This window comes from Methylobacterium goesingense (assembly GCF_022179225.1).
Lineage (GTDB): Bacteria > Pseudomonadota > Alphaproteobacteria > Rhizobiales > Beijerinckiaceae > Methylobacterium > Methylobacterium goesingense.
On sequence record NZ_BPQL01000035.1, the window covers coordinates 1 to 21,550 of the forward strand.

Annotated in this window: 19 protein-coding genes, 1 tRNA gene and 1 pseudogene; 4 read left to right on the forward strand and 17 right to left on the reverse strand. The window is 68.0% G+C overall.

The features are described 5' to 3' along the window. Positions 1-183: 183 nt before the first annotated feature. From MFF30_RS07455 to MFF30_RS07500, 10 genes are all read right to left on the reverse strand, one after another. Positions 184-1,755: a SpoVR family protein gene (locus MFF30_RS07455; RefSeq protein WP_238278312.1), complete on the reverse strand. Its 1,572-nt coding sequence runs from the start codon at positions 1,753-1,755 to the stop codon at positions 184-186. A 63-nt stretch (positions 1,756-1,818) separates the two neighbouring features. Continuing rightward, positions 1,819-3,120 (reverse strand): YeaH/YhbH family protein, encoded by a 1,302-nt coding sequence (locus MFF30_RS07460; RefSeq protein ID WP_238278314.1) that lies wholly within the window; start codon positions 3,118-3,120, stop codon positions 1,819-1,821. Positions 3,121-3,223: 103 nt separating this feature from the next. Then, the gene (locus MFF30_RS07465) at positions 3,224-5,170 is read right to left on the reverse strand and encodes a PrkA family serine protein kinase (protein ID WP_238278316.1); all 1,947 of its coding nucleotides are present in this window, start codon (positions 5,168-5,170) and stop codon (positions 3,224-3,226) included. Positions 5,171-5,430: 260 nt separating this feature from the next. Beyond that, on the reverse strand, positions 5,431-5,874 hold the full coding sequence (locus MFF30_RS07470; protein ID WP_238278318.1) for a 4-aminobutyrate aminotransferase: 444 nt from the start codon (positions 5,872-5,874) through the stop codon (positions 5,431-5,433). 132 nt (positions 5,875-6,006) lie between these two features. Continuing rightward, on the reverse strand, positions 6,007-6,555 hold the full coding sequence (locus tag MFF30_RS07475) for a MerR family transcriptional regulator (protein ID WP_238278320.1): 549 nt from the start codon (positions 6,553-6,555) through the stop codon (positions 6,007-6,009). Between the two features lie 8 nt (positions 6,556-6,563). Beyond that, the gene (locus MFF30_RS07480) at positions 6,564-6,884 is read right to left on the reverse strand and encodes an integration host factor subunit alpha (protein ID WP_238278323.1); all 321 of its coding nucleotides are present in this window, start codon (positions 6,882-6,884) and stop codon (positions 6,564-6,566) included. Between the two features lie 142 nt (positions 6,885-7,026). Then, the gene (locus MFF30_RS07485) at positions 7,027-8,019 is read right to left on the reverse strand and encodes a beta-ketoacyl-ACP synthase III (RefSeq protein ID WP_238278325.1); all 993 of its coding nucleotides are present in this window, start codon (positions 8,017-8,019) and stop codon (positions 7,027-7,029) included. Positions 8,020-8,065: 46 nt separating this feature from the next. Then, positions 8,066-9,100, reverse strand: a complete 1,035-nt coding sequence (plsX, locus tag MFF30_RS07490) for a phosphate acyltransferase PlsX (protein ID WP_238278328.1) — start codon at positions 9,098-9,100, stop codon at positions 8,066-8,068. 187 nt (positions 9,101-9,287) lie between these two features. After that, positions 9,288-9,797, reverse strand: coding sequence for a YceD family protein (locus MFF30_RS07495; RefSeq protein WP_238278330.1), 510 nt, complete (start codon positions 9,795-9,797; stop codon positions 9,288-9,290). After that, the gene (locus MFF30_RS07500; protein ID WP_238278332.1) at positions 9,794-10,417 is read right to left on the reverse strand and encodes a ubiquinol-cytochrome C chaperone family protein; all 624 of its coding nucleotides are present in this window, start codon (positions 10,415-10,417) and stop codon (positions 9,794-9,796) included. Before MFF30_RS07500 ends, MFF30_RS07495 begins: the two co-directional genes overlap by 4 nt. 203 nt (positions 10,418-10,620) lie before the next feature. Here MFF30_RS07500 and MFF30_RS07505 point away from each other — a divergent pair, with 203 nt between their 5' ends. Further along, positions 10,621-11,118 (forward strand): outer membrane protein assembly factor BamE, encoded by a 498-nt coding sequence (locus MFF30_RS07505; RefSeq protein ID WP_238278361.1) that lies wholly within the window; start codon positions 10,621-10,623, stop codon positions 11,116-11,118. A 149-nt stretch (positions 11,119-11,267) separates the two neighbouring features. Beyond that, on the forward strand, positions 11,268-13,718 hold the full coding sequence (locus MFF30_RS07510; protein WP_238278333.1) for a PAS domain-containing protein: 2,451 nt from the start codon (positions 11,268-11,270) through the stop codon (positions 13,716-13,718). 4 nt (positions 13,719-13,722) lie between these two features. Here the strand turns inward: MFF30_RS07510 and MFF30_RS07515 are convergent, their stop codons facing one another. The 7 genes from MFF30_RS07515 to MFF30_RS07545 form a co-directional block, all read right to left on the reverse strand. Next, complete coding sequence (locus MFF30_RS07515) at positions 13,723-13,887, reverse strand: hypothetical protein (RefSeq protein ID WP_238278335.1); 165 nt, start codon at positions 13,885-13,887, stop codon at positions 13,723-13,725. 133 nt (positions 13,888-14,020) lie between these two features. Beyond that, positions 14,021-14,707, reverse strand: coding sequence for an HAD hydrolase-like protein (locus tag MFF30_RS07520; RefSeq protein ID WP_373320864.1), 687 nt, complete (start codon positions 14,705-14,707; stop codon positions 14,021-14,023). After that, the gene (locus MFF30_RS07525; RefSeq protein ID WP_238278337.1) at positions 14,704-16,602 is read right to left on the reverse strand and encodes a PAS domain S-box protein; all 1,899 of its coding nucleotides are present in this window, start codon (positions 16,600-16,602) and stop codon (positions 14,704-14,706) included. Before MFF30_RS07525 ends, MFF30_RS07520 begins: the two co-directional genes overlap by 4 nt. 180 nt (positions 16,603-16,782) lie before the next feature. Continuing rightward, positions 16,783-17,874, reverse strand: coding sequence for an alkene reductase (locus tag MFF30_RS07530; protein WP_238278339.1), 1,092 nt, complete (start codon positions 17,872-17,874; stop codon positions 16,783-16,785). A gap of 245 nt (positions 17,875-18,119) precedes the next feature. Continuing rightward, complete coding sequence (locus MFF30_RS07535) at positions 18,120-19,217, reverse strand: glycosyltransferase (RefSeq protein ID WP_238278341.1); 1,098 nt, start codon at positions 19,215-19,217, stop codon at positions 18,120-18,122. A gap of 171 nt (positions 19,218-19,388) precedes the next feature. Further along, positions 19,389-19,541 carry a hypothetical protein gene (locus tag MFF30_RS07540; RefSeq protein WP_238278342.1) on the reverse strand — a complete coding sequence of 51 codons (153 nt, stop codon included), beginning with the start codon at positions 19,539-19,541 and terminating at the stop codon, positions 19,389-19,391. A 428-nt stretch (positions 19,542-19,969) separates the two neighbouring features. Then, positions 19,970-20,047: transfer RNA gene (locus tag MFF30_RS07545), tRNA-Pro, on the reverse strand. 421 nt (positions 20,048-20,468) lie between these two features. Here MFF30_RS07545 and MFF30_RS07550 point away from each other — a divergent pair. Both MFF30_RS07550 and MFF30_RS07555 read left to right on the forward strand, forming a co-directional pair. Continuing rightward, positions 20,469-20,696, forward strand: coding sequence for a hypothetical protein (locus tag MFF30_RS07550; protein WP_238278344.1), 228 nt, complete (start codon positions 20,469-20,471; stop codon positions 20,694-20,696). 217 nt (positions 20,697-20,913) lie between these two features. Further along, a pseudogene (locus tag MFF30_RS07555) lies at positions 20,914-21,510 on the forward strand (VOC family protein); the annotation flags it as partial. Positions 21,511-21,550: the final 40 nt, after the last annotated feature.

Consider the following 21,550-nt stretch of genomic DNA (forward strand, 5'->3'; position numbering starts at 1 on the left):
AAGCGCCGCGCGGCGCTTCAGATCTGGATCAGGATGGTGACGGCTCCGAAGATCAGCACTGAGCTCACCGCGAGGGCCAGGAGGATGAGGGCGGCGCGCGATTCGCGCAGATCGTCGTTCGTCATGGCCGCAGGCTAAACCCGGAGCGGCGCCGCGCCAATCCGGGTCCGCTCACAAATTCGCTCAGAAGAAGATCGGACGTGCGGTGGCGTGGTGCTCGGCCAGCACCGCGTCGTTGGCCGGATCGATCTCCTTCAGCACCGCATCGTAGCCCCAGAGGTCGGCGAGGTGCTGGAGAACCCTGCGGGCATCGTCCTTCTGCAGGGTGATGCGGTTCAACGCGCGGTGATGCACGATCAGGCGGCGGTCACCCGTGAGATCCACGTCCACCACCTCGATGTCCGGGTCGAGCCAGGCGACGTCGTATTGGCGCGCGAACGAGCGGCGCATCTTGCGGTAGCCGCGCTCGTCGTGGATCGCCTCGACGTAGAGTTCCGATTCGTCGGGATCGTCGACCACGTGGAACAGGCGCATGTCGCGCATCAGCTTGGGCGAGAGGAACTGAGCGACAAAGCTTTCGTCGCGGTAGTTCGCCCAGACGTCGCGTAAGGTGGCCATGGCGTCGCCGGTGCCGGCGATCTCGGGGAACCAGGCCCGGTCCTCCGGCGTCGGTTGTTCCACGATGCGGGCGATGTCCTGCATCATGGCAAAGCCGATGGCATAAGGGTTGTGCCCGTTGTAGCCCCGCTCGTTGTAGTTCGGCTGGCGCACGACATTGGTGTGCGACTGCAGGAATTCGAGGTAGGCGGCCTCGCCGATCAGGCCCTTCTCGGAGAGGGCGTTCATGATGCGGTAGTGGCAGTAAGTGGCGCAGCCCTCGTTCATCACCTTGGTCTGGCGCTGCGGATAGAAATACTGCGCCACGAGGCGCACGATGCGCAGGATCTCGCGCTGCCAGGGCCGCAGGCGGGGGGCTGCCTTCTCCAAGAAGTAGAGGATGTTCTCCTGCGGCAGTTCGAGGAGCGCCTTGCGCCGCTCCGCGGCGAGGTCGGGCCGGGCGCCGGCCACCTTCTGCGGCAGGGTGCGCCAGAGGTCGTTGTAGATCTGCTCGCCGTGCTCGGCCCTCTCGCGCTCGCGGCGCTGCTCGGAGGCCAGATCCGGCCGCTTCTTGCGCGGGTAGCGGTGGACGCCCTGGCTCATCAGGGCGTGGGCGGCATCCAGCACCGCCTCGACGGCGGCGTGGCCGTGGCGCTCCTCGCAGCGCGAGATGAAGCCCTTGGCGAAGTCGAGGTAGTCGAGAATCCCCTCCGCGTCGGTCCACTGCTTGAACAGGTAGTTGTTCTTGAAGAAGTGGTTATGCCCGAAGGCCGCATGCGCGATGACCAGCGTCTGCATCGTCGCGGTGTTCTCCTCCATGATGTAGGAGATGCACGGGTCCGAATTGATGACGATCTCGTAGGCCAGACCCATCATGCCGCGCCGGTAGCCGGCCTCGTGCTGGGCGAAGTGCTTGCCGAAGGACCAGTGCTTGTAGAACAGCGGCATGCCGATCGACGCGTAGGCGTCGAGCATCTGCTCGGCCGTGATGATCTCGATCTGGTTGGGGTACCAGGACAGGCCGAGTGCCCGCGCCTCGACCTCGCAGGCGTCGTGGATGCGCCGGATCGTGTCGAAGTCCCAGTCGTTGCCCGTGAAGAGCGGCTCCTGGCCCCCGGAGATCCGCTGGGGCGTGGGGCGGATGATGCTGCCGACCATACGATGTACGCCTTCCTCGAAGGGTCCGTGTCCGACGCGTTCCGTGCTGCGGTGCGCGAGGCCTCAGGCCTCGGCTTCCGCCCGGGCGTCCTTGCGCCCGAACAGCTCGCGGAACACCGGGTAGATGTCGCGGCGGTGGTTGACCTTGCGCATGGCGATGGGCGCGCCCGTCTTCGCCAGGCCCTCGTAGGTCCGCCACAGGGTGGTGCGGTGCTCGACGAAGCCGGCCCGCGGGCCGTTCTCGTCGCCCACCTCCAGGTAGGCGAAGTGCTGGCAGGCCGGGAGGATGTGGGCGCGCAGCAATTCCGTCGAGGTCGGGCCGTCGCTGGAGACGTTGTCGCCGTCGGAGGCCTGCGCGGCGTAGATGTTCCAGTCGTTGGGGTCGTAGCGCTCGGCGATGACGCGCTTCATCTCGACGAGCGCCGAGGAGACCAGAGTGCCGCCGGTCTCGCGGGAGCCAAAGAACGTCTCCTCGTCTACCTCCGTCGCCTTGTCGGTGTGGCGGATGAAGACGATCTCCACGTGCCGGTAGCGCCGGGTCAGGAAGATGTGCAGCAGGATGTAAAAGCGCTTGGCGAGGTCCTTCATGTGCTCGGTCATCGAGCCCGAGACGTCCATGAGGCAGAACATCACCGCCTGCGCCACCGGACGCGGATAGGTCTCAAAGCGGCGATAGCGCAGGTCGAGGGGATCGACGTACGGAATGCGTTTGGTGCGCTCACGCAGTGCCGAGAGCGTCAGCAGCAGGTCCGGCAGGTCGGGGTCGCTGGACGGTGTTGCGGCGATGCGCGCCTCGAGCGCCGCGATCTCGTCGGGTTTGGGCCGCTTCAGTGCGATGCGGCGCGACATGGAATTGCGCAGGGTTCGCGTCAGGGCGAGGTTGGCCGGCGAACCCGAGATCGTGTAGCCGGCCCGGCGTAGCCCTTCCGTCTCCACCACGGAGAGCCGGCGCTTGGCGAGATCCGGCAGTTCGAGGTCTTCGAGGAAGAGTTCGAGGAACTCGTCGCGGGTGAGCACGAAACGGAAAGCGTCCTCGCTGTTCTCGGAGCCCTCCCCGCCCTCGCCCGAGCCCTTGCCGCCGCCCCCCGAGGGCGGACGCTCGATGCGGTCGCCCTCCACGTAGGTCTTGTTGCCGGGCAGGATGTGGTCGTGCAGTCCGGTGCCGGACTGGCGGGCGAAACGCGGCTCGCGGACGCCATCGGCCGGCACGGTGACCCGGCCGTCCTTGCCGAGATCCTTGATGTCCTTCTCCCGCGCGGATTCGCGCACGGCGCGCTGGGCCACGTCCTTGACGCGGCGCAGGAAGCGCTGTCGGTTCGCGAGGCTCTTGCCCCCGGGGTTCAGACGACGGTCGACGATGTGCATCCGGTGTGTGTGCCTTCGCCCTCAAGATCGATGTGGGATCGACTGGCCGGGGCGGCCACCGGAATGGTCGCCCCTTCACCCGTGGGATGGGCTTTTCTACGCCCTACCCGGCCTGCTTCACCCGCATGTACCATTCGACGAGCCGGCGGACCTGCCGCTCGGTGTAGCCGCGGGCTACCATCCGGTCGACGAACTCGCCGTGCTTCTTCTCGGTCTCGCCGTCCTTCTTGGAGCCGAAGGAGATCACCGGCAGGAGTTCCTCGACCTGAGAGAACATCCGCCGTTCGATGACTTCGCGCAACTTCTCGTAGGACGTCCACGATGGGTTACGGCCGCCATGCTGCGCCCGGGAACGCAGGGCGAACTTCACCACCTCGTTCCGAAAATCCTTCGGATTGGCGATGCCCGCCGGCTTCTCGATCTTGGTCAGCTCCTGGTTCAGGAGTTCGCGGTTGAGGAGCTGGCCGGTCTCGGAATCCTTGAAGTCCTGGTCCTCGATCCAAGCGTCGGCATAGTCGATGTAGCGGTCGAACAGGTTCTGGCCGTAATCGTGGTAGGATTCGAGGTAGGCCTTCTGGATCTCGTGACCGATGAACTCCGCGTAGCGCGGCGCCAACTCAGTCTTGATGAATTCCAGGTAGCGCTTCTCGGTCTCGGGCGGCAGCTGCTCGCGCCGCAGGGCCTGTTCCAGCACGTACATGAGGTGGACCGGATCGGCCGAGACCTCCGTGGTGTCGTGGTTGAAGGTCGCCGCCATCACCTTGAAGGCGAAGCGGGTGGAGATCCCGTCCATGCCCTCGTCGACGCCGGCGGCGTCCTTGTATTCCTGCATCGAGCGTGCGCGGGGATCGACCTCGCGCAAGGATTCACCGTCGTAGACGCGCATCTTCGAGAAGGCGTTGGAATTGGCGTGCTCGCGCAGGCGCGAGAGCACCGAGAAGCGGGCCAGCATTTCCAGGGTGCCGGGCGCGCAGGCGGCGTCGGACAATTCGGAGCCCGAAACAAGCTTCTCATAGATGCGCTGTTCTTCGGTCACCCGCAGGCAGTACGGCACCTTGATCACGTAGATGCGATCAATGAACGCTTCGTTGTTCTTGTTGGTCTTGAAGGTCTGCCACTCGGACTCGTTCGAGTGGGCCAGGATCACGCCCGTGAAGGGAATCGCGCCGATATTCTCGGTGCCGACGTAGTTGCCCTCCTGCGTCGCGGTGAGCAGGGGGTGCAGCATCTTGATCGGCGCTTTGAACATCTCGACGAATTCGAGAACGCCCTGGTTCGCCCGGTTGAGGCCGCCCGAGTAGGAATAGGCGTCGGGGTCCGCCTGGGAGAGGGTTTCCAGACGCCGGATGTCGACCTTGCCGACGAGGCTGGAGATGTCCTGGTTGTTCTCGTCGCCGGGCTCGGTCTTGGCGATGGCGATCTGGCGCAGGCGCGAGGGCCGGACCTTGATGACCTTGAGCTTCGAGATGTCGCCGTTGAATTCGTCGAGGCGCTTCAGGGCCCAGGGGCTCATCAGCCCGGTGAGGCGGCGCCGCGGGATGCCGTAGCGCTCCTGGATCTCAGCCCCCATCGTCTCGGGGTCGAACAGTCCGAGCGGGCTCTCGAAGACCGGGGAGACCTCGTTGCCGGCCTTGAGCACGTAGATGGGGTGGGTCTCCATCAGGGCCTTGAGGCGCTCGGCCAGGGAGGACTTGCCGCCGCCGACGGGGCCGAGCAGATAGAGGATCTGCTTGCGCTCCTCCAGCCCCTGCGCCGCGTGGCGGAAGAACGAGACGATGCGCTCGATCGTCTCCTCCATGCCGTAGAATTCGGCGAAGGCGGGGTAGATCCGGATGGTGCGGTTCATGAACACGCGCCCCAGGCGCGCGTCCTTCGCGGTGTCCACGAACTCGGGTTTGCCGATCGCCTCGAGGATGCGCTCAGCGGCGGAGGCGTACATCAACGGTTCGTCGCGGCAGGCCTCGAGATATTCGGAGAGGCTCATCTCCGTATCGCGACGCGCCTCGTAGCCACGGGCGAAGCTCTGGAACAGGTCGTTCGTCGACGGCATAGGCTTTCCGATCCCCTCACGACAGCGACAGCTTCATCCTGTCTCGGCTTGGATGCAACTGACAGGCCCAGTTTTGTCGCAGCGCGATGCGGACGAAATTTGGGCGTGTGATGCGTGCCACAGTGCAACACCCGGCGCCGGCAGCCCTCCCCGTGCAGCCCTCCCCGTGCAGCCCTCCCAATGCAGCCCTCCCCTTGCCGCCCCTTCCGCCGCCGGTCCGGTTCGTGACCTCGGGGCGGAAGGGGCTCGGCGTCCAGGCCTCAGAGGTCGGTGGCGCCGGACTTCGCCGCATCCGGCTTGGCGTCCGGCTTGCCCGCGCCGACCGTGATCTTGATGGTCTGGGTCTGGACGTTGCCGTCCGAATCCTTGACGTCCACCGTCACCTCGTCGCTGCCGGTGAACCCGTCCTTGCTCTGGTAGAACACCGCCTGCACCGCCGCGTCCTTGTTAGGGCAGCGGAACTTGGCCGGGGTCTTGAGCTTGCCGACCTTGGTGATGAGCGAGCCGTTCTTCGGGGCGCCGTTGACCCGGATTTCGGGCATCGGGCCCGTCGAGCAATCCTTCTTGAGGTTCGGCACGATGACGAGGCGCACGCTCTTGCCGCTGGCGGCGGTCTCGCTGCGCGTGACCGTGGTCTGGGCCAGGGCCGGCCCCGTGAGGAGGATGCCGGCGGCGAGGAGGGTGACGGAACGGGCGAGCAACATGCAGGACGAACTCCGATGACATCGGGCGGCCCGCCCCGGGGGAGCGGACGTGGCCCGTGTCCGGCGGATGTGGGGATGGGGCATGCGCCCGTCGAGTGGTCACGGCCCCGCCGAAGCGCGGTCCGGTGGCGCTCAGCCTTCGGCGGCCGGCTCCGGCGGCACTCGCAGGCGCGCAATGGCGGCGGCGCAGGCCCGCAGGTCGTCGAGGGCGTCTTCCAGCATGCTCCGGGTTTCCGGCGCGAGGCTCGCCGCATCCCCGGTGGGCCGAGTTTCGGGGTCGGGCCGGGCTTCGGCCACGCTCTCCGCATCCTGTGCGGAGGGGGCGGCTACCTCGACCTCGCCACGCCCGACCGACTGTACGAAGCGCAGGCCGCGCTCGCGCAGCACGCGCTGGGCGCCCTTGATCGTGTAGCCCTGCCCGTGCAGCAGGTGCCGGATGCCCTTCAGGAGGTCGACGTCCTCGGGCCGGTAGTAGCGCCGCCCGCCGGCGCGCTTGACCGGGCGGACCTGGCTGAAGCGCGTCTCCCAGAAGCGCAGGACGTGCTGGGGCACGGCGAGTTCGTCGGCGGCTTCCTTGATGGTGCGAAAGGCACTCGCGCTCTTTTCCGGCACGTCCCGCGCGGGTGTCGCCCCTGGGCCGGGGTCGGGCGTCACCGCGTCGGTCCGGATCGCGAGGGACATCGGACGCCTCAATCGTCGTCGTGTTCGGCGGCGCCGTTCAGGCCGTTGATCCGCGCCTTCAGCACGTTCGAGGGCTTGAACACCATGACCTGCCGCGGCTCGATCGCGACCTCGACGCCGGTCTTCGGGTTGCGCCCGACCCGGCGGCCCTTGCTGCGCACCACGAAGGAGCCGAACGAGGACAGTTTCACCGTCTCACCGCTCGCGAGACAGGCGCAGATCTCGGAAAGCACGGTCTCGACGAGGGCGGAGGACTCGGTCCGCGACAGGCCGACCTGCTGGTAGACGGCCTCGCTCAAATCGGCGCGTGTGACCGTCTTTCCCGTCATGCGACATTCCCCAAGGCGATTTGAGTTTTCTTAGTATCTCTATGATCGCGCACGCTAATCGGCGTTCACGCCGGGGTCAACACTGCGTCGGCATTACCGAGGGGATCACCTCCGTCGATCGGCTCCTTTGAGCCGGCTAGGCCTACCAACGGATCAGTGCGGCACCCCAGGTGAATCCCCCGCCGATCGCCTCGATCATGACGAGGTCGCCGGCCCGGATGCGCCCGTCCTTGCAGGCGACGTCGAGGGCGAGGGGAATCGAGGCCGCTGAGGTATTGCCGTGCCGGTCCACGGTGAGCACCACCTTCTCGCGGGCGATGCCGAGCTTGTCGGCGGAGGCCTCGATGATCCGGCGGTTGGCCTGGTGTGGCACGAACCAGGCGAGGTCGTCGGCTGTGGTGCCGGAGGCCCGGAAGGCCTCGTCGATCACGTCGGTCACGGAGCCGACCGCGAAGCGGAACACCTCCTTGCCGGTCATGCGCAGGTGACCCGTGGTCCCGGTCGAGCCCGGGCCGCCGTCGACGTAGAGCTTGTCGCGGTGGCGCCCGTCCGAGCGTAGGCTCGCGGTGAGCACGCCGCGGTCGGCGCTCGTGCCCGCCCCGTCCTGCGCCTCCAGCACGATGGCGCCGGCGCCGTCGCCGAACAGCACGCAGGTGGTGCGGTCCTCCCAGTCGAGGATACGCGAGAAGGTTTCGGCGCCGATGACGAGGGCGCGCCGGGCGCTTCCCGTGCTCAGGAACTTGTCCGCGGTTGTGACGGCGTAGACGAAGCCGGCGCAGACCGCCTGCACGTCGAAGGCGAAGCCCCCGCGCATGCCGAGTGCCGCCTGGATCTCGGTGGCGGTGGAGGGAAAGGTGTGGTCCGGCGTCGAGGTCGCGCAGATGATCAGGTCGATGTCGTCGGCGGTGAGGCCCGCCGCGTCGAGGGCGGCCCGGGCGGCACGGGCCCCGAGGACCGAGGTCGTCTCGCCGGCATCCGCGAGGTAGCGCTGGCGGATGCCGGTGCGCTGCACGATCCAGTCGTCCGAGGTGTCGACGGTGCGGCTGAGCTCGTCGTTCGTCACGCACCGGGCCGGCAGGGCCGAGCCGCAGCCGATCACCACCGAGCGCCGCACCGGATTTGAGAAGACCGTCATCTGGAAAAGACCGTCATGGGGCCGTCCTTCTTTCGTCCCACCCCACTCACGACGAGGCGGTCGCCGGCGTCAGGTCGAGCATGTCGCGAATGGTCCGCATGAGGTCGTGACGGGCCATGTCGTGGGCGAGGTCGACGGCCGCCGCGAAACCGTGCTCGTCCTCGGAGCCGTGGCTCTTGATCACGATGCCTTCGAGGCCGAGGAACACGCCCCCGTTGGCCCGGCTCGGGTTCATCTTCTCCCGCAGCGCCTTGAAGGCGTGGCGGGCGAAGAAGTAGCCGATCTTGGCGGAGAGCGTCCGGCTCATGGCGGCGCGCAGGTAACTGCCGATCTGCTTGGCCGTCCCCTCCGCGGTCTTCAGGGCGATGTTGCCGGTGAATCCTTCCGTGACCACGACGTCCACCGTGCCCTTACCGAGGTCGTTGCCCTCGACGAAGCCGTGATAAGCGAGGTTCGGTAGGTCGGTCTCCCGCAGGGTCCGGGCGGCTTCCTTCACTGCCTCGTTGCCCTTCATCTCCTCGGTGCCGACGTTGAGGAGGCCCACCGTAGGCCGGTCGATGTCGAACACGATCCGGGCCATGGCCGCGCCCATCACCGCCATCTCGACGAGGTGCTCGGCATCGGTGCCGATGGTGGCGCCGACATCGAGCACCACGCTCTCGCCCCGCACGGTGGGCCAGAGGCAGGCGATGGCCGGGCGCTCGATGCCCGCCAATGTCTTGAGGCAGATCTTCGACATCGCCATCAGGGCGCCGGTGTTGCCCGCCGAGACGGCGGCATCCGCCTCGCCATCCTTCACCGCCTGAATGGCGCGCCACATCGAGGACTTGCCGCGCCCCGAGCGCACGGCCTGGCTCGGCTTGTCGTCCATGGCGATCGACACCGTCGTGTGACGGATCTCGACGGCGCCCTTCAGGCGCGGCTCCGCCGCCACCAGTGGCGTCAGGATCGCCTCGTCCCCGAATATCAGGAACGTCATCTCGGGATGGCGCTCGCGGGCGATGGCAGCGCCCGGCACCACCGTCGTGGGGCCGTGGTCGCCGCCCATGGCGTCGAGCGAGATGCACACTCTCTGGGACATGTCGGGTGGCCGGTGGCCTCTGGTCGCGGGTGGGAACGGCCCTTTCTGGAAGGGCCGAGGATGGGCGGGGGCGCGAGAAACCGCCGGCCCCGTGCCCGGCGCGGCGGAAAATAACGATTGAGGCCGGGCGGGCAAACGAAATCTGAGCTCGACGGCCAAAGCCGGCGCCGGATCGGTCCGGACGGCGTCAGTCGTTGGCCGGCTTCAGGGCGCCGAGGGCGGCGAGCGGGGGCACGTCCGTGTCCTCCACGTGCGGCTCGAAGCTGACCCCCGGCTTGCGCGGATAGGGATCGAGGCCCAGCGCCAAAAATTCCGCCGTGATGGTGCCGAAGTCGATCTTGCCGCCGATGATCGGGTCGGGGACGTCGGCGTCCTCCGCATCGGTGCCCTGGAGCCGGTCCGTATCGGCGAACAGCAGGTCGACGGGTTCGGAGACCGGCCCGTCGAAGGGGTCGAGGCTCACCGAGCAGACCTGCGTGACGGTCGCCCTCACGGTGCCGCGCACCCGGAAGGCCGAGGGCGGTCCGCTGGTCTCGTAGGTGCCGACGAGATCGCGGATGGCCGGAATCGCGAAATCCCGCGCGAGCGCCGCACATTCCTCGGGGCTCGCGGTCACGGTCAGGTGTCCGTCACTGCGCCGGAGCCGGTCGACGCTGACGATCCGCGAGAGGGGGCCGGTTTCATCCAGGCGGGTCATGGTGTCGTCCGTGTCGGTGTTGCGCCGGGCTCGTTCAGAGTAGCGGCGAAGGCTTGGGTATCCGCGAAGAAGGCTTCGGGGTCCGGGAAGCGCGGGCCTTCCCCGATGAGGTCGTCCAGGTCGGCCCGTGCCAGGGCTTCGGCGGCGGCCAGGACGTAGTCGGTCAGATGCGTGGCGGCCTCCGGCGCGGCGAGCCCGAGGACGTTGCGGGCGAGCACCGCCCGGAGCGCGGCGGCATCGCCGGCATCGAGGGCCGCGTCGTAGCCCTCGGCCCGGCCGTAGAACGCGGCCCCGAGCTTCTTCATGCGTTTCGGCACGCCGAAATCGCCGATGCCGGATTCGCGCAAGGACGAATCGAGCTGCAGGAAAACCGAATTCACGAGGTCCTGCGCCACGTCCGCCGCCGGCGCCGGCAGCCGGTTGAGGCGCCGCAGCACCAGGATGACGTGCAGGATCAGGCATTCGAAGCGCCCCTCCAGCGTGTCGGGCACCCCGAGCCCGGTGTAGAGGCCGGGCCGGCGCGCGGCCGCGTTGACGCGCAGGTGCAGCGTCTCGATCAGCCGTTCGCGGGGGCCTGGTCGGCCCCAGGCGCGCAGGCGCGCCACGAGACCGCCGATCACGCGCCGCCTCCCCGCGTCGCGGTGGAGGGAGGAATGTCGGCCGGCGGCTGTGGCCGGGCTTGCCTTGTCAAAACCATAACCCCGCGTTACGGCAGCGAACGGTCAAGGTGCAACCTCCATCGGGATTCTTCGAAGGCCTCGGTGCCGGGGTGGGAATCGGGGCCATGCACGCGTTCAGTTCCTCGCAAGCTCAAGGGTGGCCGATGTCGCGCCGTCTCGTATCGTCGCTCGCTCGCCTCGCCGTCCTCGGCGTGATCGGAGCCGGCGTGTCCGGCTGCATCGGCGAGGACATTCGCCACGGCTACCAGATCGACCAGGCGGCGCTGGCCACGGTGAAGCCCGGCATGAGCGCCGAGCAGGTGCTTCAGATCCTGGGCACGCCCTCCACCGTCTCCACGGTCGGCAACAAGTCCTGGTACTACATCAGCCAGAACACGCGCCGCACGGTCCTGTTCCTCGGCGAGCAGGTCGAGGACCAGAAGGTCACCGCCGTCTACTTCACCTCCGCCTTCAAGGTCGAGCGGGTCGCGCTCTACGGCCTCCAGGACGGAAAGGTGTTCGACTTCATTGAGCGCACGACCCCGACCAGCGGCGCCGACCGCGCCTTCCTCAGCCAGCTCTTCCGCGGCCTGACCAAGTACGAGCCGTTCGGCAGCGGCTCCGGCACCAGCGTCGTTCCGGGCGCCAATCGCGGCCTGTAGCCGGTGGGTTCGCCCGGGCGATCCGTCCGGGTCGTCCGAGGGCCGCCCGGCATGGCGGCCCGTCACCATGAAGCGCGCGGCAGGCCGAGGATGCCGCGGCGCGACGCGGCTCGGACCCCGTCGCGCAAGCCTGTGCAGGATGCTCGTCGATGCCGTCGCGCGATGGATTCCTGATCGAGGGCGGTGAGACCGGAGCGCTGCTGCGCGCCTTCGATTGGTCCACCTCGCCCCTCCGCTCCCCGGCGCACTGGCCCCAGGCCCTGAAGACCCTCGTGGGCGTCATGCTGGGCTCGCAGCAGCCGATGCTGATCGTCTGGGGCCCCGATTACGTCACCCTCTACAACGACGGATATGCGGCCATGTGCGGGGCGCGCCACCCCGCCGCCCTCGGGGGCTCCTTCCGCGACCTCTGGCACGACATCTGGGATCAGGTGGAGCCGATCCTGGCCCGAGCCTATGCGGGCGAAGCGACGCATATGGACGGCATCGCGTTCATCATGCACCGCAACGGCTACCCGGAGGAGACGTACTTCTCATTCGGCTACACGCCGGTCCGCGACGATGAGGGCCAAGTCGCCGGCATGTTCTGCGCCTGCGCCGAGACCACGGGGCGGCTCCAGGCCGAACGCGAGGCCAGTGCCGAGCGTCGCCGCCTGGAGCAGCTCTTCGCCCAGGCCCCGAGCTTCATGGCGGTCCTGCGCGGGCCGCAGCACCGGTTCGAACTCGCGAACCCGGCTTATCTGCGCCTTGTCGGCGACCGCCCCCTGATCGGTCGGACGGTGGCCGAGGCCCTGCCGGACGCGGCCGCGCAGGGCTACCTCGACCTCCTCGACACCGTCTATCGCAGCGGCGAGGCCTTCACCGCCACCGCCTCGCCGATCACACTTCAGGTCGAGGCGGGCGGCCCGGAGAGCGAGCGCTACCTCGATTTCGTCTACCAGCCGATCTTCGGCGACGACGGCACCGTCACGGGTGTCTTCGTCGAGGGGGTCGACGTCACCGACCGCGCCCTCGCGGAGATCGCCCTGCGCCGGAACGAGGCGGAGCTGCGCTTCCTCAACGCCGACCTCGAGCGCCAGGTCATCCTGCGCTCGCACGAGCGCGGTCTGACCTGGCAGGTGAGCCCAGACCTCCTCGGCGTGTTCCACCCGGACGGCTACTTCGAGCGGCTGAACCCCGCCTGGGAGATCATCCTTGGCTGGACGGAATCGGAGGTCGCGGGCCGTTCCGTGGTCGAACTGATCCACCCCGACGATGCGGGCCGGAGTCGTCAGGCCATCGACGCGCTGCGCGCGAACATGCCGGTGTTCCGTTTCGAGAACCGCTACCGCACCCGCGACGGCCGTTATCGCTGGATCTCCTGGACGGCCGTGCCGGAGGGCGGGCGCGCCTATTGCAGCGGGCGCGACATCACCGAGGACAAGGCACGGGAGGCCGCCCTCGACCAAGCGCAGGAGGCCCTACGACAGGCTCAGAAGATGGAGGCCGTGGGCCAGCTCACCGGCGGCGTCGCGCACGATTTCAACAACCTGCTCACCGTAATCAAATCCTCAACCGACCTCCTGAAGCGGCCGGGCCTGCCCGAGGAGCGGCGCGCGCGCTACGTCGACGCGATTTCCGACACGGTGGCCCGCGCGGCCAAGCTCACGGGCCAGCTCCTCGCCTTCGCCCGCCGCCAGGCCCTCAAGCCTGAGATCTTCAATGCCATCACCAGCGTCACGGCGATCAGCGAGATGGTGGGGACCCTCACGGGCGCCCGCATCGAGATCGTGCTGGAGGTTCCCGACGCCCCCGCCTACGTCCACGCCGACCCGAGCCAGTTCGACACGGCCCTCGTCAACATGGCGGTGAACGCGCGCGACGCCATGGATGGACACGGACGGCTGACGATCCGGGTCCGGCCGGTGGAGGGCATCCCGCCCCTCGGGATCGGCATGGGCGCCTTCGTGGCGGTGTCGCTCACCGATACGGGCGGCGGCATCGCGCCGGAGGCGCTGCACCGGATCTTCGAGCCCTTCTACACCACCAAGGGCGTCGGCCAGGGCACGGGCCTCGGCCTCAGCCAAGTCTTCGGGTTCGCCAAGCAATCGGGCGGGGAGGTCCTCGCGGAAAGCGTGCCCGGCCGGGGCGCCACCTTCACCCTCTATCTGCCGCGCATCGCGGACGCGGTTCCGGCCGACCCGGTGCCGGAGGAGGCCGAGCCACTCACCGACGGGCACGGCACCTGCGTGCTGGTGGTCGAGGACAACCCGGAGGTCGGTGGTTTCGCCACCCAGACCCTGGCGGAACTCGGCTATCACACGGTCTGGGCTACCAACGCGGCCGATGCCCTGCGCCAGATCGAGAAGATTCCCTACCGGTTCGAGGTGGTGTTCTCGGACGTGGTCATGCCGGGCATGAACGGGATCGAACTCGCCAAGGAGATCGCCAAGCGCCGCCCCGACCTGCCGGTGGTGCTGGCGTCCGGTTACAGCCATGTGTTGGCCGAGGAGGGCAGCCACGGCTTCGAATTGCTGCACAAACCCTATTCGGTGGAGCAGCTCTCACGGGTCCTGCGCCGCGCGGTGGCCCGGAGCCGCCGCGAGCGCCTGCGTTCCTGAGGGCCTAGCGGCCCCCGGCGCTGCTGCGGTCCAGGCGGGCAAGCAGGCTCGCGAAGTGCTCCGTCACCGCCTCCTCCGGCTGGGCCGCGTAGGTCGCCTGGAGTCCGCCCGCGAGGCTCGCCACCAGCGGATGGGACCGCGCGACGCGCAGCGACCGCCGCGCGGTCACGGCACGCTCCGGTGAGCCTACGGCGCCGACGGCGCTCGACGAAAGCAATTTGTCCATGGCGGGGACCCCTCGAACCCGGCTCGGCCGACGTCGGAGGTCAACGTGCCGCCGGTAGGACCGATCCGGCAAGACGTCACGGGGTTTCCGCGCGCGGTTCCTCGCGGGCTGTGGCACCGTCACCACGGGGTGCCAGGGTTTCCGCGATCTCCCCGGGCTCTCGAAACAGCCAGGCGGGTCGGCCTGCCGCCAGGGCGTCCGCGCGGGTGTAACCCCAGGCCACGGCAGCGAAATCGCAGCCCGCCTCGGTCGCCGCCGCGTGGTCGCGAAGTTCATCTCCGACATAGAGCACCTCGGACGGCGCGACCTCGGCCCCCCGGATCAGGGCGCGCAGGCGCTTGCCCTTGCCGAACAGCGAAGCCCCGCAGGCATAGGTGTCGAAGCGTCCGGCCGACACCGGACCCAGGGCTTGGCGGATGTTGGATTCGCGGTTCGAACTCAGGATCGCGAGGCGCAGGCCGGCGGCGTCGAGGTCCGCCAGCATCGCGGGGATGCCGGGAAAGGGCGGGATCGCGGCGATGTCCTGCGTCGCCAGCCGATGCATGTGCCGGGTGATGAAGGGCAGCTTCCAGGCCGGGATGCCGAGATGGCGGACGATCCCGCGGGCATCCATCCCGCGCAGGGCGTGTGTCTCGTGCGCGGCGATGCGACGGAAGCGGTACCGGTCCGCCACGTCGTTGATGACGGAGGTGAACCAGGGAAAACTGTCGGCCAGGGTGCCGTCGAAGTCGAAGGCGACGAGCCGATACCGGGGGTGGATCAAGAGCCGAGGTTATCCACGGGGACGACGAGGCGCATCACCAAGCCGCCCGGCGCCCAATCCTGCTCCAGGGCGCCGTCGAGCTGGCCAGCCACGCTGCGCTGGGCCAGCACGGTCCCGAAGCCCTGCCGGGTCGGCGGGCCCGCGACGGTCGGGCCGCCGCGCTCAGCCCAGGTCAGGGTGTAGGTCGACCCTTCCCGGCGACCGGTCAGCAGCACGCTGCCGGCCTCCGTGGAGAGGCCGCCATATTTCATCGCGTTGGTGGCTTGCTCGTGCATGATCAGGGCGAGCGCCGTCGCGGTGCGCTCGCCCACGGCGACGTCGTCGCCCGAGATCACGATGCGCTCGCGGCCATCCTGGGTGTAGGCGGCCATGATCAGCCGCATGAGGCCGAACAGCGTCTGGCCCTTCACCGCCGGTGCACTCGCGGGCGAATGCGGCCGCACGTATTCATGGGCCTGCGCCAGGGCCCCGAGGCGCTCGCGGAAGGCAGTGACGAAGGGGCGGGCCGCCGGATCGGTGCGCGCCGAAAGGCCCGCGATGCCGCCCACCACCGCGAAGATGTTCTTGATGCGGTGGGACAGCTCCTTGATCAGGAGATCGCGTGCCTCCTCCGCGCGTTTGCGCTCGCGCAGGTCGCGGGTCACCGTGGCGTAGCCTACGAAGGCGCCGTCGGCGTCGCGCACCGGGAAGATGTTGTAGAGGACCGCGATCCCCTCCCCGGTCGCGAAGTGGCGGAAGGCGAGTTCCCCCTCCCACCAGCCCTGCCGCTCCACCGCCGGCAGCACCGTGCCGGTGACCACCGCCTGGCTCTCGGGCATGAAGTAGTCGGTGACGTGGGTGCCGGCGACCGCCGTGATGTCGGGCAGCCCGACGAGTCGGCGCCCGGCCTCGTTGATGTGGTGGACGAAGCCCGCCGGGTCGGCCATGCCGATGAAGTCCTGGGATTGCTCGACGATGGCGGCGAGCTTGCGCGCCTCGCCCTCGGCGCGCTTCAGATCCTCGATGTCCGTGCAGGTGCCGAACCAGCGCTCGATCCGTCCGTCCGCATCGTAGAGCGGCATCGCGCGGCCCAGCGTCCAGCGATAGGCACCGGAATGGTGGCGTAGCCGGTACTCCACCTCGTAGGGCTCACCGGTGGCAAGGCTATGCCGCCAGCGGGTCCAGGCCCGCTCCTGATCCTCGGGATGGAACATGCCGTTCCAGCCTTCGCCGTCCGTCGAGCCGTACGGAACTCCGGTGAACGCGTACCAGCGGTCGTTGTAGAAGTCGTGGTAGCCGTCCGGCAGCGTGGTCCAGACCATCTGGGGCATGGCGGCGGTCATCACCCGGAAGCGGCGCTCGCTCGCCGCCAGATCTGCTTCGCGCGCATCGACCTCGCTCCGGGTCCGGGTCAACTCGATCAGCGTCGAGACCTGGCGGGCGAGTGCCTCAAGGGTCTCGGTCTGGACGGCGGTCAGTCCGTCCGGACGTGCCTCCCGGTCGAGGACGCAGAGGGTCCCGAGCGGCATCCCGGACGGCGCCCTAATGATGGCCCCGGCGTAGAAGCGCAGGCGCCGCTCGCCGGTCACGAGGGGGTTGTCGCGGGTGCGGGGATCCTCGGTCAGGTCCGGGATGACGAGGAGTTCCCCGCCTTCGATCGCGTGCGAGCAGATCGACATCCCCCGCGGGGTTTCGGGCAATTCGAACCCGATGCGAGAGCGGAACCATTGCCGGTCCTGCTCGACCAGGCTCACCAGGGCGATCGGGGCCGCGCAGACCAGGGCGGCAATGCGCGTCAGGTCGTCGTAGCGAGCGCCGCCCCCGTCCGATTCCAGGCCGAGGCCGTGCAACTCCGCCAACCGCTCCGCCTCGGTCCATCCGGTGGTCGCGACTGAGCAGGTGAAGGTCGAAGGCAAACGTCGTGATCCCCGCCGATCCTCACACATAGGTGCTCATCGGCACCTGCGGTAGCGCCGGAACGCGCAATCGTGACGTATGATGAACGTCCCTGTTGCATCCATGTGCGCCAAATCCCTGCGCGCCAGGCCGCCCTCCGATGCCGAGGCGCCGGGGGGCGGCCGATTCTCACGCTGTCCTCACGCAGCCTTGGCCGTGCCGAGAGCAGGGTAGTCGACGTAGCCCTCGGGGCCCTGGCTGTACCAGGTCTTCGCCTCGTCCTTGTTCAGGGGCGCGTGCTTGGCCAGACGCTCGGGCAGGTCCGGGTTCGCGATGAACGGGCGTCCGAACGCGACGGCGTCCGCCTGTCCCTCCTCCAGCGCCGTCTGCGCGCGGGGACCGTCGTAATCCGAGTTCAGGATCAAGGGGCCGTCGAACGCGGCCTTCATCGTCGGGGCGATCGGCGGATGATTGGCGGTGCCGAAGGTGCCGTTCGGGCCCGGTTCGCGCAACTCGAGGAAGGCAATACCGATCTTCGAGAGGGCGGCCGCCGCGGCACCGAACAGGGCCTCGGGGTTCGAATCGTCGACGCCCTGGATCGCCCCGTTCGGCGACAGGCGCACGCCCGTGCGGTCTCGACCGACGGCGTCGGCGACCGTCCGGGTCACCTCCGTGAGCAGGCGGATGCGGTTCTCGATGGAGCCGCCATAGGCGTCGGTCCGGAAATTCGAGCCGTCGCGCAGAAACTGGTCGATAAGGTAGCCGTTCGCCGCATGGATCTGCACGCCGTCGAACCCGGCCGCGATGGCGTTGCGGGCGGCGCGATCATAATCGGCCAGCAGCCGCGGAATCTCGTCGACGGACAGCGGCCGGGCTTCCGCGTAGGGCTTCTTGCCCTCGTAGGTGTGGGCGGCGTCCGGCGCCGTGGTGGCCGAGGCCGAGACCGGCTTGGCGCCCCCGAGGAAGTCGGGGTGAACGATGCGACCCATGTGCCAGAGCTGGCAGACGATCTTGCCGCCCGCCTCGTGCACGGCCCGGACGATCGGCTTCCAGGCCTCGACCTGCTCGTCCGACCAGATGCCCGGCGCGAAGGGCCATCCCAGACCCTCCTGCGAGATCCCGGTGGCCTCCGTCAGGATGAGGCCGGCGCTGGCACGCTGGCGGTAATAGTCCACCATGATCGGGGTCGGCACATGCTGAGCGGTGGCGCGGCCCCGGGTAAGCGGCGCCATGAAGACACGGTTCTTGGCCTCGATCGCGCCGATGCGGATCGGGTCGGACAGGGTGGTCATGTGGGAGACTCACGTTGTTTCAAGGACAAACGGACGGCGCCCGGCACGTGGCCCGGCCCGTCGATGCTGTCATTTGGAGACGTTGCGCACCGAGGCCAGCCGTCACGGGGGCTCTACCCCACAAGCTTGTGCGGGGGCGCACGTACCGTCTCCCAACGCTGGAACCCGCGCCGCCGTCAGCGACGCGCCGAACCGGGGGCCTTCGCCGCTTTCGGCGGAATAGGGCTACGGGTGTGCGGCGACCGTCAGGCGCCGGCCGCGAGCTGCGCTTCGAAATCGGACAGCACCGAGGATCGCGCGAGCTTGTGATAATAATCGAACGACCAGCCGGTCTCGACATCGACGCCGTGACCGTTTCTCAACCCGGAGATGAAGGCGTTGAAGCGCGTACGTTCCTCGGCCACCAGCTTCATCGTGGTGGCCCTGACGTAGTCCGGTGGAATGTTGCGGCTCTTCATGGCCGCCACCCCGTCCCGCACGGCCCGGGGATCGTCGTCCACGATCAGCGTGGTGTCCGGATGGAAGAACGTATCGCGACCCCCGCGGCTGCGGGTGGAGACGACCGGCAACCCGGCGAGCAGGTACTCGATGCTCGCATACATCGCGCCTTCGAGCTTCGAGAGGCAGAGGCCCACATGCGCCGAGGCCATGGCCTCGTTGACCGCGACGTGGCTCATCAGAACGATGCCGTCAGGGACGACGTCGTTCAGAATGGCGTGTCCAAGCGGCATCGTGCGGACGAACTTGTCGAGTTGCTGACGCTTGAGTTGTGCGGGCCAGTAGCTGAACATCTTCGTCACGTAAGCACAGCTCGGCACGAGCCGGGCCAGATCATGCCGCTTGAAGGGCGCGAGCTGGGCATTATAGATCGCGTCGAACGTCCGCTCGCGACCCGGCAGCGGGTGATACATGGTCTCGTTGACGAACATGTTCTGCGGCGCGAATTGCGCCGCGACCCCGAGACCACGGAGAATCCGTTCCTCATCCCGGGTGTTCGCCAACATGATCATGCGCGCATGCGGATACCGCTTTTCGAAGCGGCGATGCTGCACGGCGAGGGACATGGCAAATATCCGGCGCTCGAGGCTCATGGTGATGGGCACCAGGAACACCAGGGGTTTGTCCGCGAACCGGCGCGCGAAGTAATCGGCAGCGCCGAATGGCCAAGGCTGCGGTTGGCAGCAGAAGATGATCGGATCGCGACTGAGCATATGCCCCACGACCGGCGTGCCCGGTTGCCAGTTCTGGTAGGGCCGCGTGAACAGGCCGCGCAGTCCGGCCAGGTCTTTCATGACAGGCACGCCGAACAGGAACGGATACCTTAGAAACTGCAGGTTCAACATCGTGGGGCGGCTCGTTGCACCGTCGGAAGGCTTCGCGTGGATGCCGCAGCATAGAATTCGCGGATGTAGACGGTCGCAGAATTTTCGTCCAGCGGGACGTGGTGGCGCCGTCGTTCTAAGACAATATTTGATACGGTGGCTATTTTCGCCAGTAATGAAGCCCGCCGCTCTCTATCGTCTATGGTGCCATGGATAGAAGGCGACCATGATGATGGCGATCAGCGCAGTCAGCATCAGTACGTTGCCTTGCACCAGCGCATACGTGAAAAGCCCGACGGACACGAGGGTGATCCCCAACATCAGCGCGAGCACGAACATGTTCATCGGCTCAGGGATTCCTTGCCCGTTGAAGACGAGACTGTCGCGGTGTGACGGTTGAACGAGACTGCATAGGATAAAACCGCGCCCGCCACTTCATTCCGGCTTCCCGTCCGGCCTTCAAAGGCATCGGTTCTTGCCGAAGGTCGATCCGCCGCATCGCATCTCCGGTGATCGGGAATCCCGAGATTGTGGAAGGCTGTCTACCACGCAGGCGTCTGGCTGCACCATGCCACCGTGGGGCGTGGGCAGCCCTGCCCGGCTTGTGCGGTGCCGAGATCCAGACCACCCGCGCTGTCGCCCGACGGGCCACAAAGGGATCGCGCCAAACCACCCGAACGAAATCGGCGGCACCCTCGAAAATTCTGATGAAATGAAGTTCCGCGCGCCCCTGGGGCGGCAATGCTCGAAGCCCTGATGGGGCAGGCTTCGAATGGTCGGAGCGAGAGGATTCGAACCTCCGACCCCTAGTCCCCCAGACTAGTGCGCTAACCGGGCTGCGCTACGCTCCGACGCCCCTAAAGGCAGGCGGGTCTTAGCTTTTGGCCCCCGGCGACGCAACCCCCTCGGCAGCCTCCTGGGCAAAAATCGGCATGGGGCTCGCGACGGCGTGGCGGCCCGTGTCGTCGGACCGTCCCCGTGCGTTGGTGACCAGGGATGGCGAGTCGGGCTTCGCTCGGGTCACCGATCACCCGTGCTTAGCGGAATGGACGGGAATCCGCTTCATACTGGGGGAGGATGCGGCATTAGAAAGCGCGCATCAGGGCGGCATCGCGGCCCTCCCACCCCCCTGGTCCGGGATTCGCATTCCGCAACCGCATACGAGCCGTGCGCAGTCCGACCTCGAATTTGGCCATCGTGCCGGAGGATGAAAGTCCCCGGTCATGCGTTGCCCTGTCTGAACACCGGAGCGAAACCCTGAGAGGAATGATCATGGATGGCAGCCTCATCGCCAAGAACAATGAGGCCAACCGCATCGCCTCCGAGCGCCTGCTGGAGCAGCTGCGCGACGAGGGGCTGCACTACCGGCTGTGGGTCACCGGAACGCCCACGGGCGACACGTTGCACATGCGGGTGGACCGGCTCTGTCCCGGAATGCGCGAACGGATCGGCAAGGTGATGCGCGGACGCGGTTTGAGACTCGACATCACCGCGGCCTGACGCGCCGCCGGTCAGGGCCCCTCCCCGCGCCCGCGTCCTCCACAACCTGATGCTCCGCCTGTGAGGTGCGCCGGGCCGTCACGTGGATTGGTTGAGCTTAGATTTCGAAACGATGTGTTTCCATCGTTTCCATTTTCGCGGAACGCGGGAGATCGCATCTTCCTGACATCGCGGCACCGTCGAGACGACGCGGAGCCGCCTGCCAGGAGAGCGTCCCATGTCCCAGAACGGCATCCATCACGTCACCGCCTTTTCCGGCGCCGCCGGCCGCAACCTCGACTTCTACACCGAAGTCCTCGGCCTGCGGCTCGTGAAGAAGACCGTGAACTTCGACGATCCCGGCACCTATCACCTCTATTACGGTGACGAGACCGGGCGTCCCGGCACGATCCTGACGTTCTTCCCGATCGCGCACGCGGCTCCCGGCCGGGTCGGAATCGGGGAGACGCAGGAGACGGCCTTCCGCGTGCCGCGTTCGTCCATCGGCTGGTGGACGCACAGGTTCGTCGAGAAGGGCGTCACCCACGAGGCCCCGGCGCACGCCTTCGGTGAGCCGGTTCTGCGCTTCCGGGATCCGGACGGCATGATGCTCGCGCTCGTCGGGGTCGAGGCCCCCGGGGACGATCTCGCCTGGACGGGAGGGACGGTCCCGCCCGAGCATGCGATCCGGGGTTTCCACGGTGTCACCCTGCTGGTGCGCGAGGCCGGCCCCACGGCCGCGATCCTCACGGACGTGTTCGGCTTCACCGAGGCCGGGCGCGAGGGCGTCGCGACGCGCTATGCCGGGGGCGCCGAGGCCGGCGGCTTCGTCACCAGCGCGGACGGAGGCGCCGAGCCCCTGGCGGCCCGCTCCG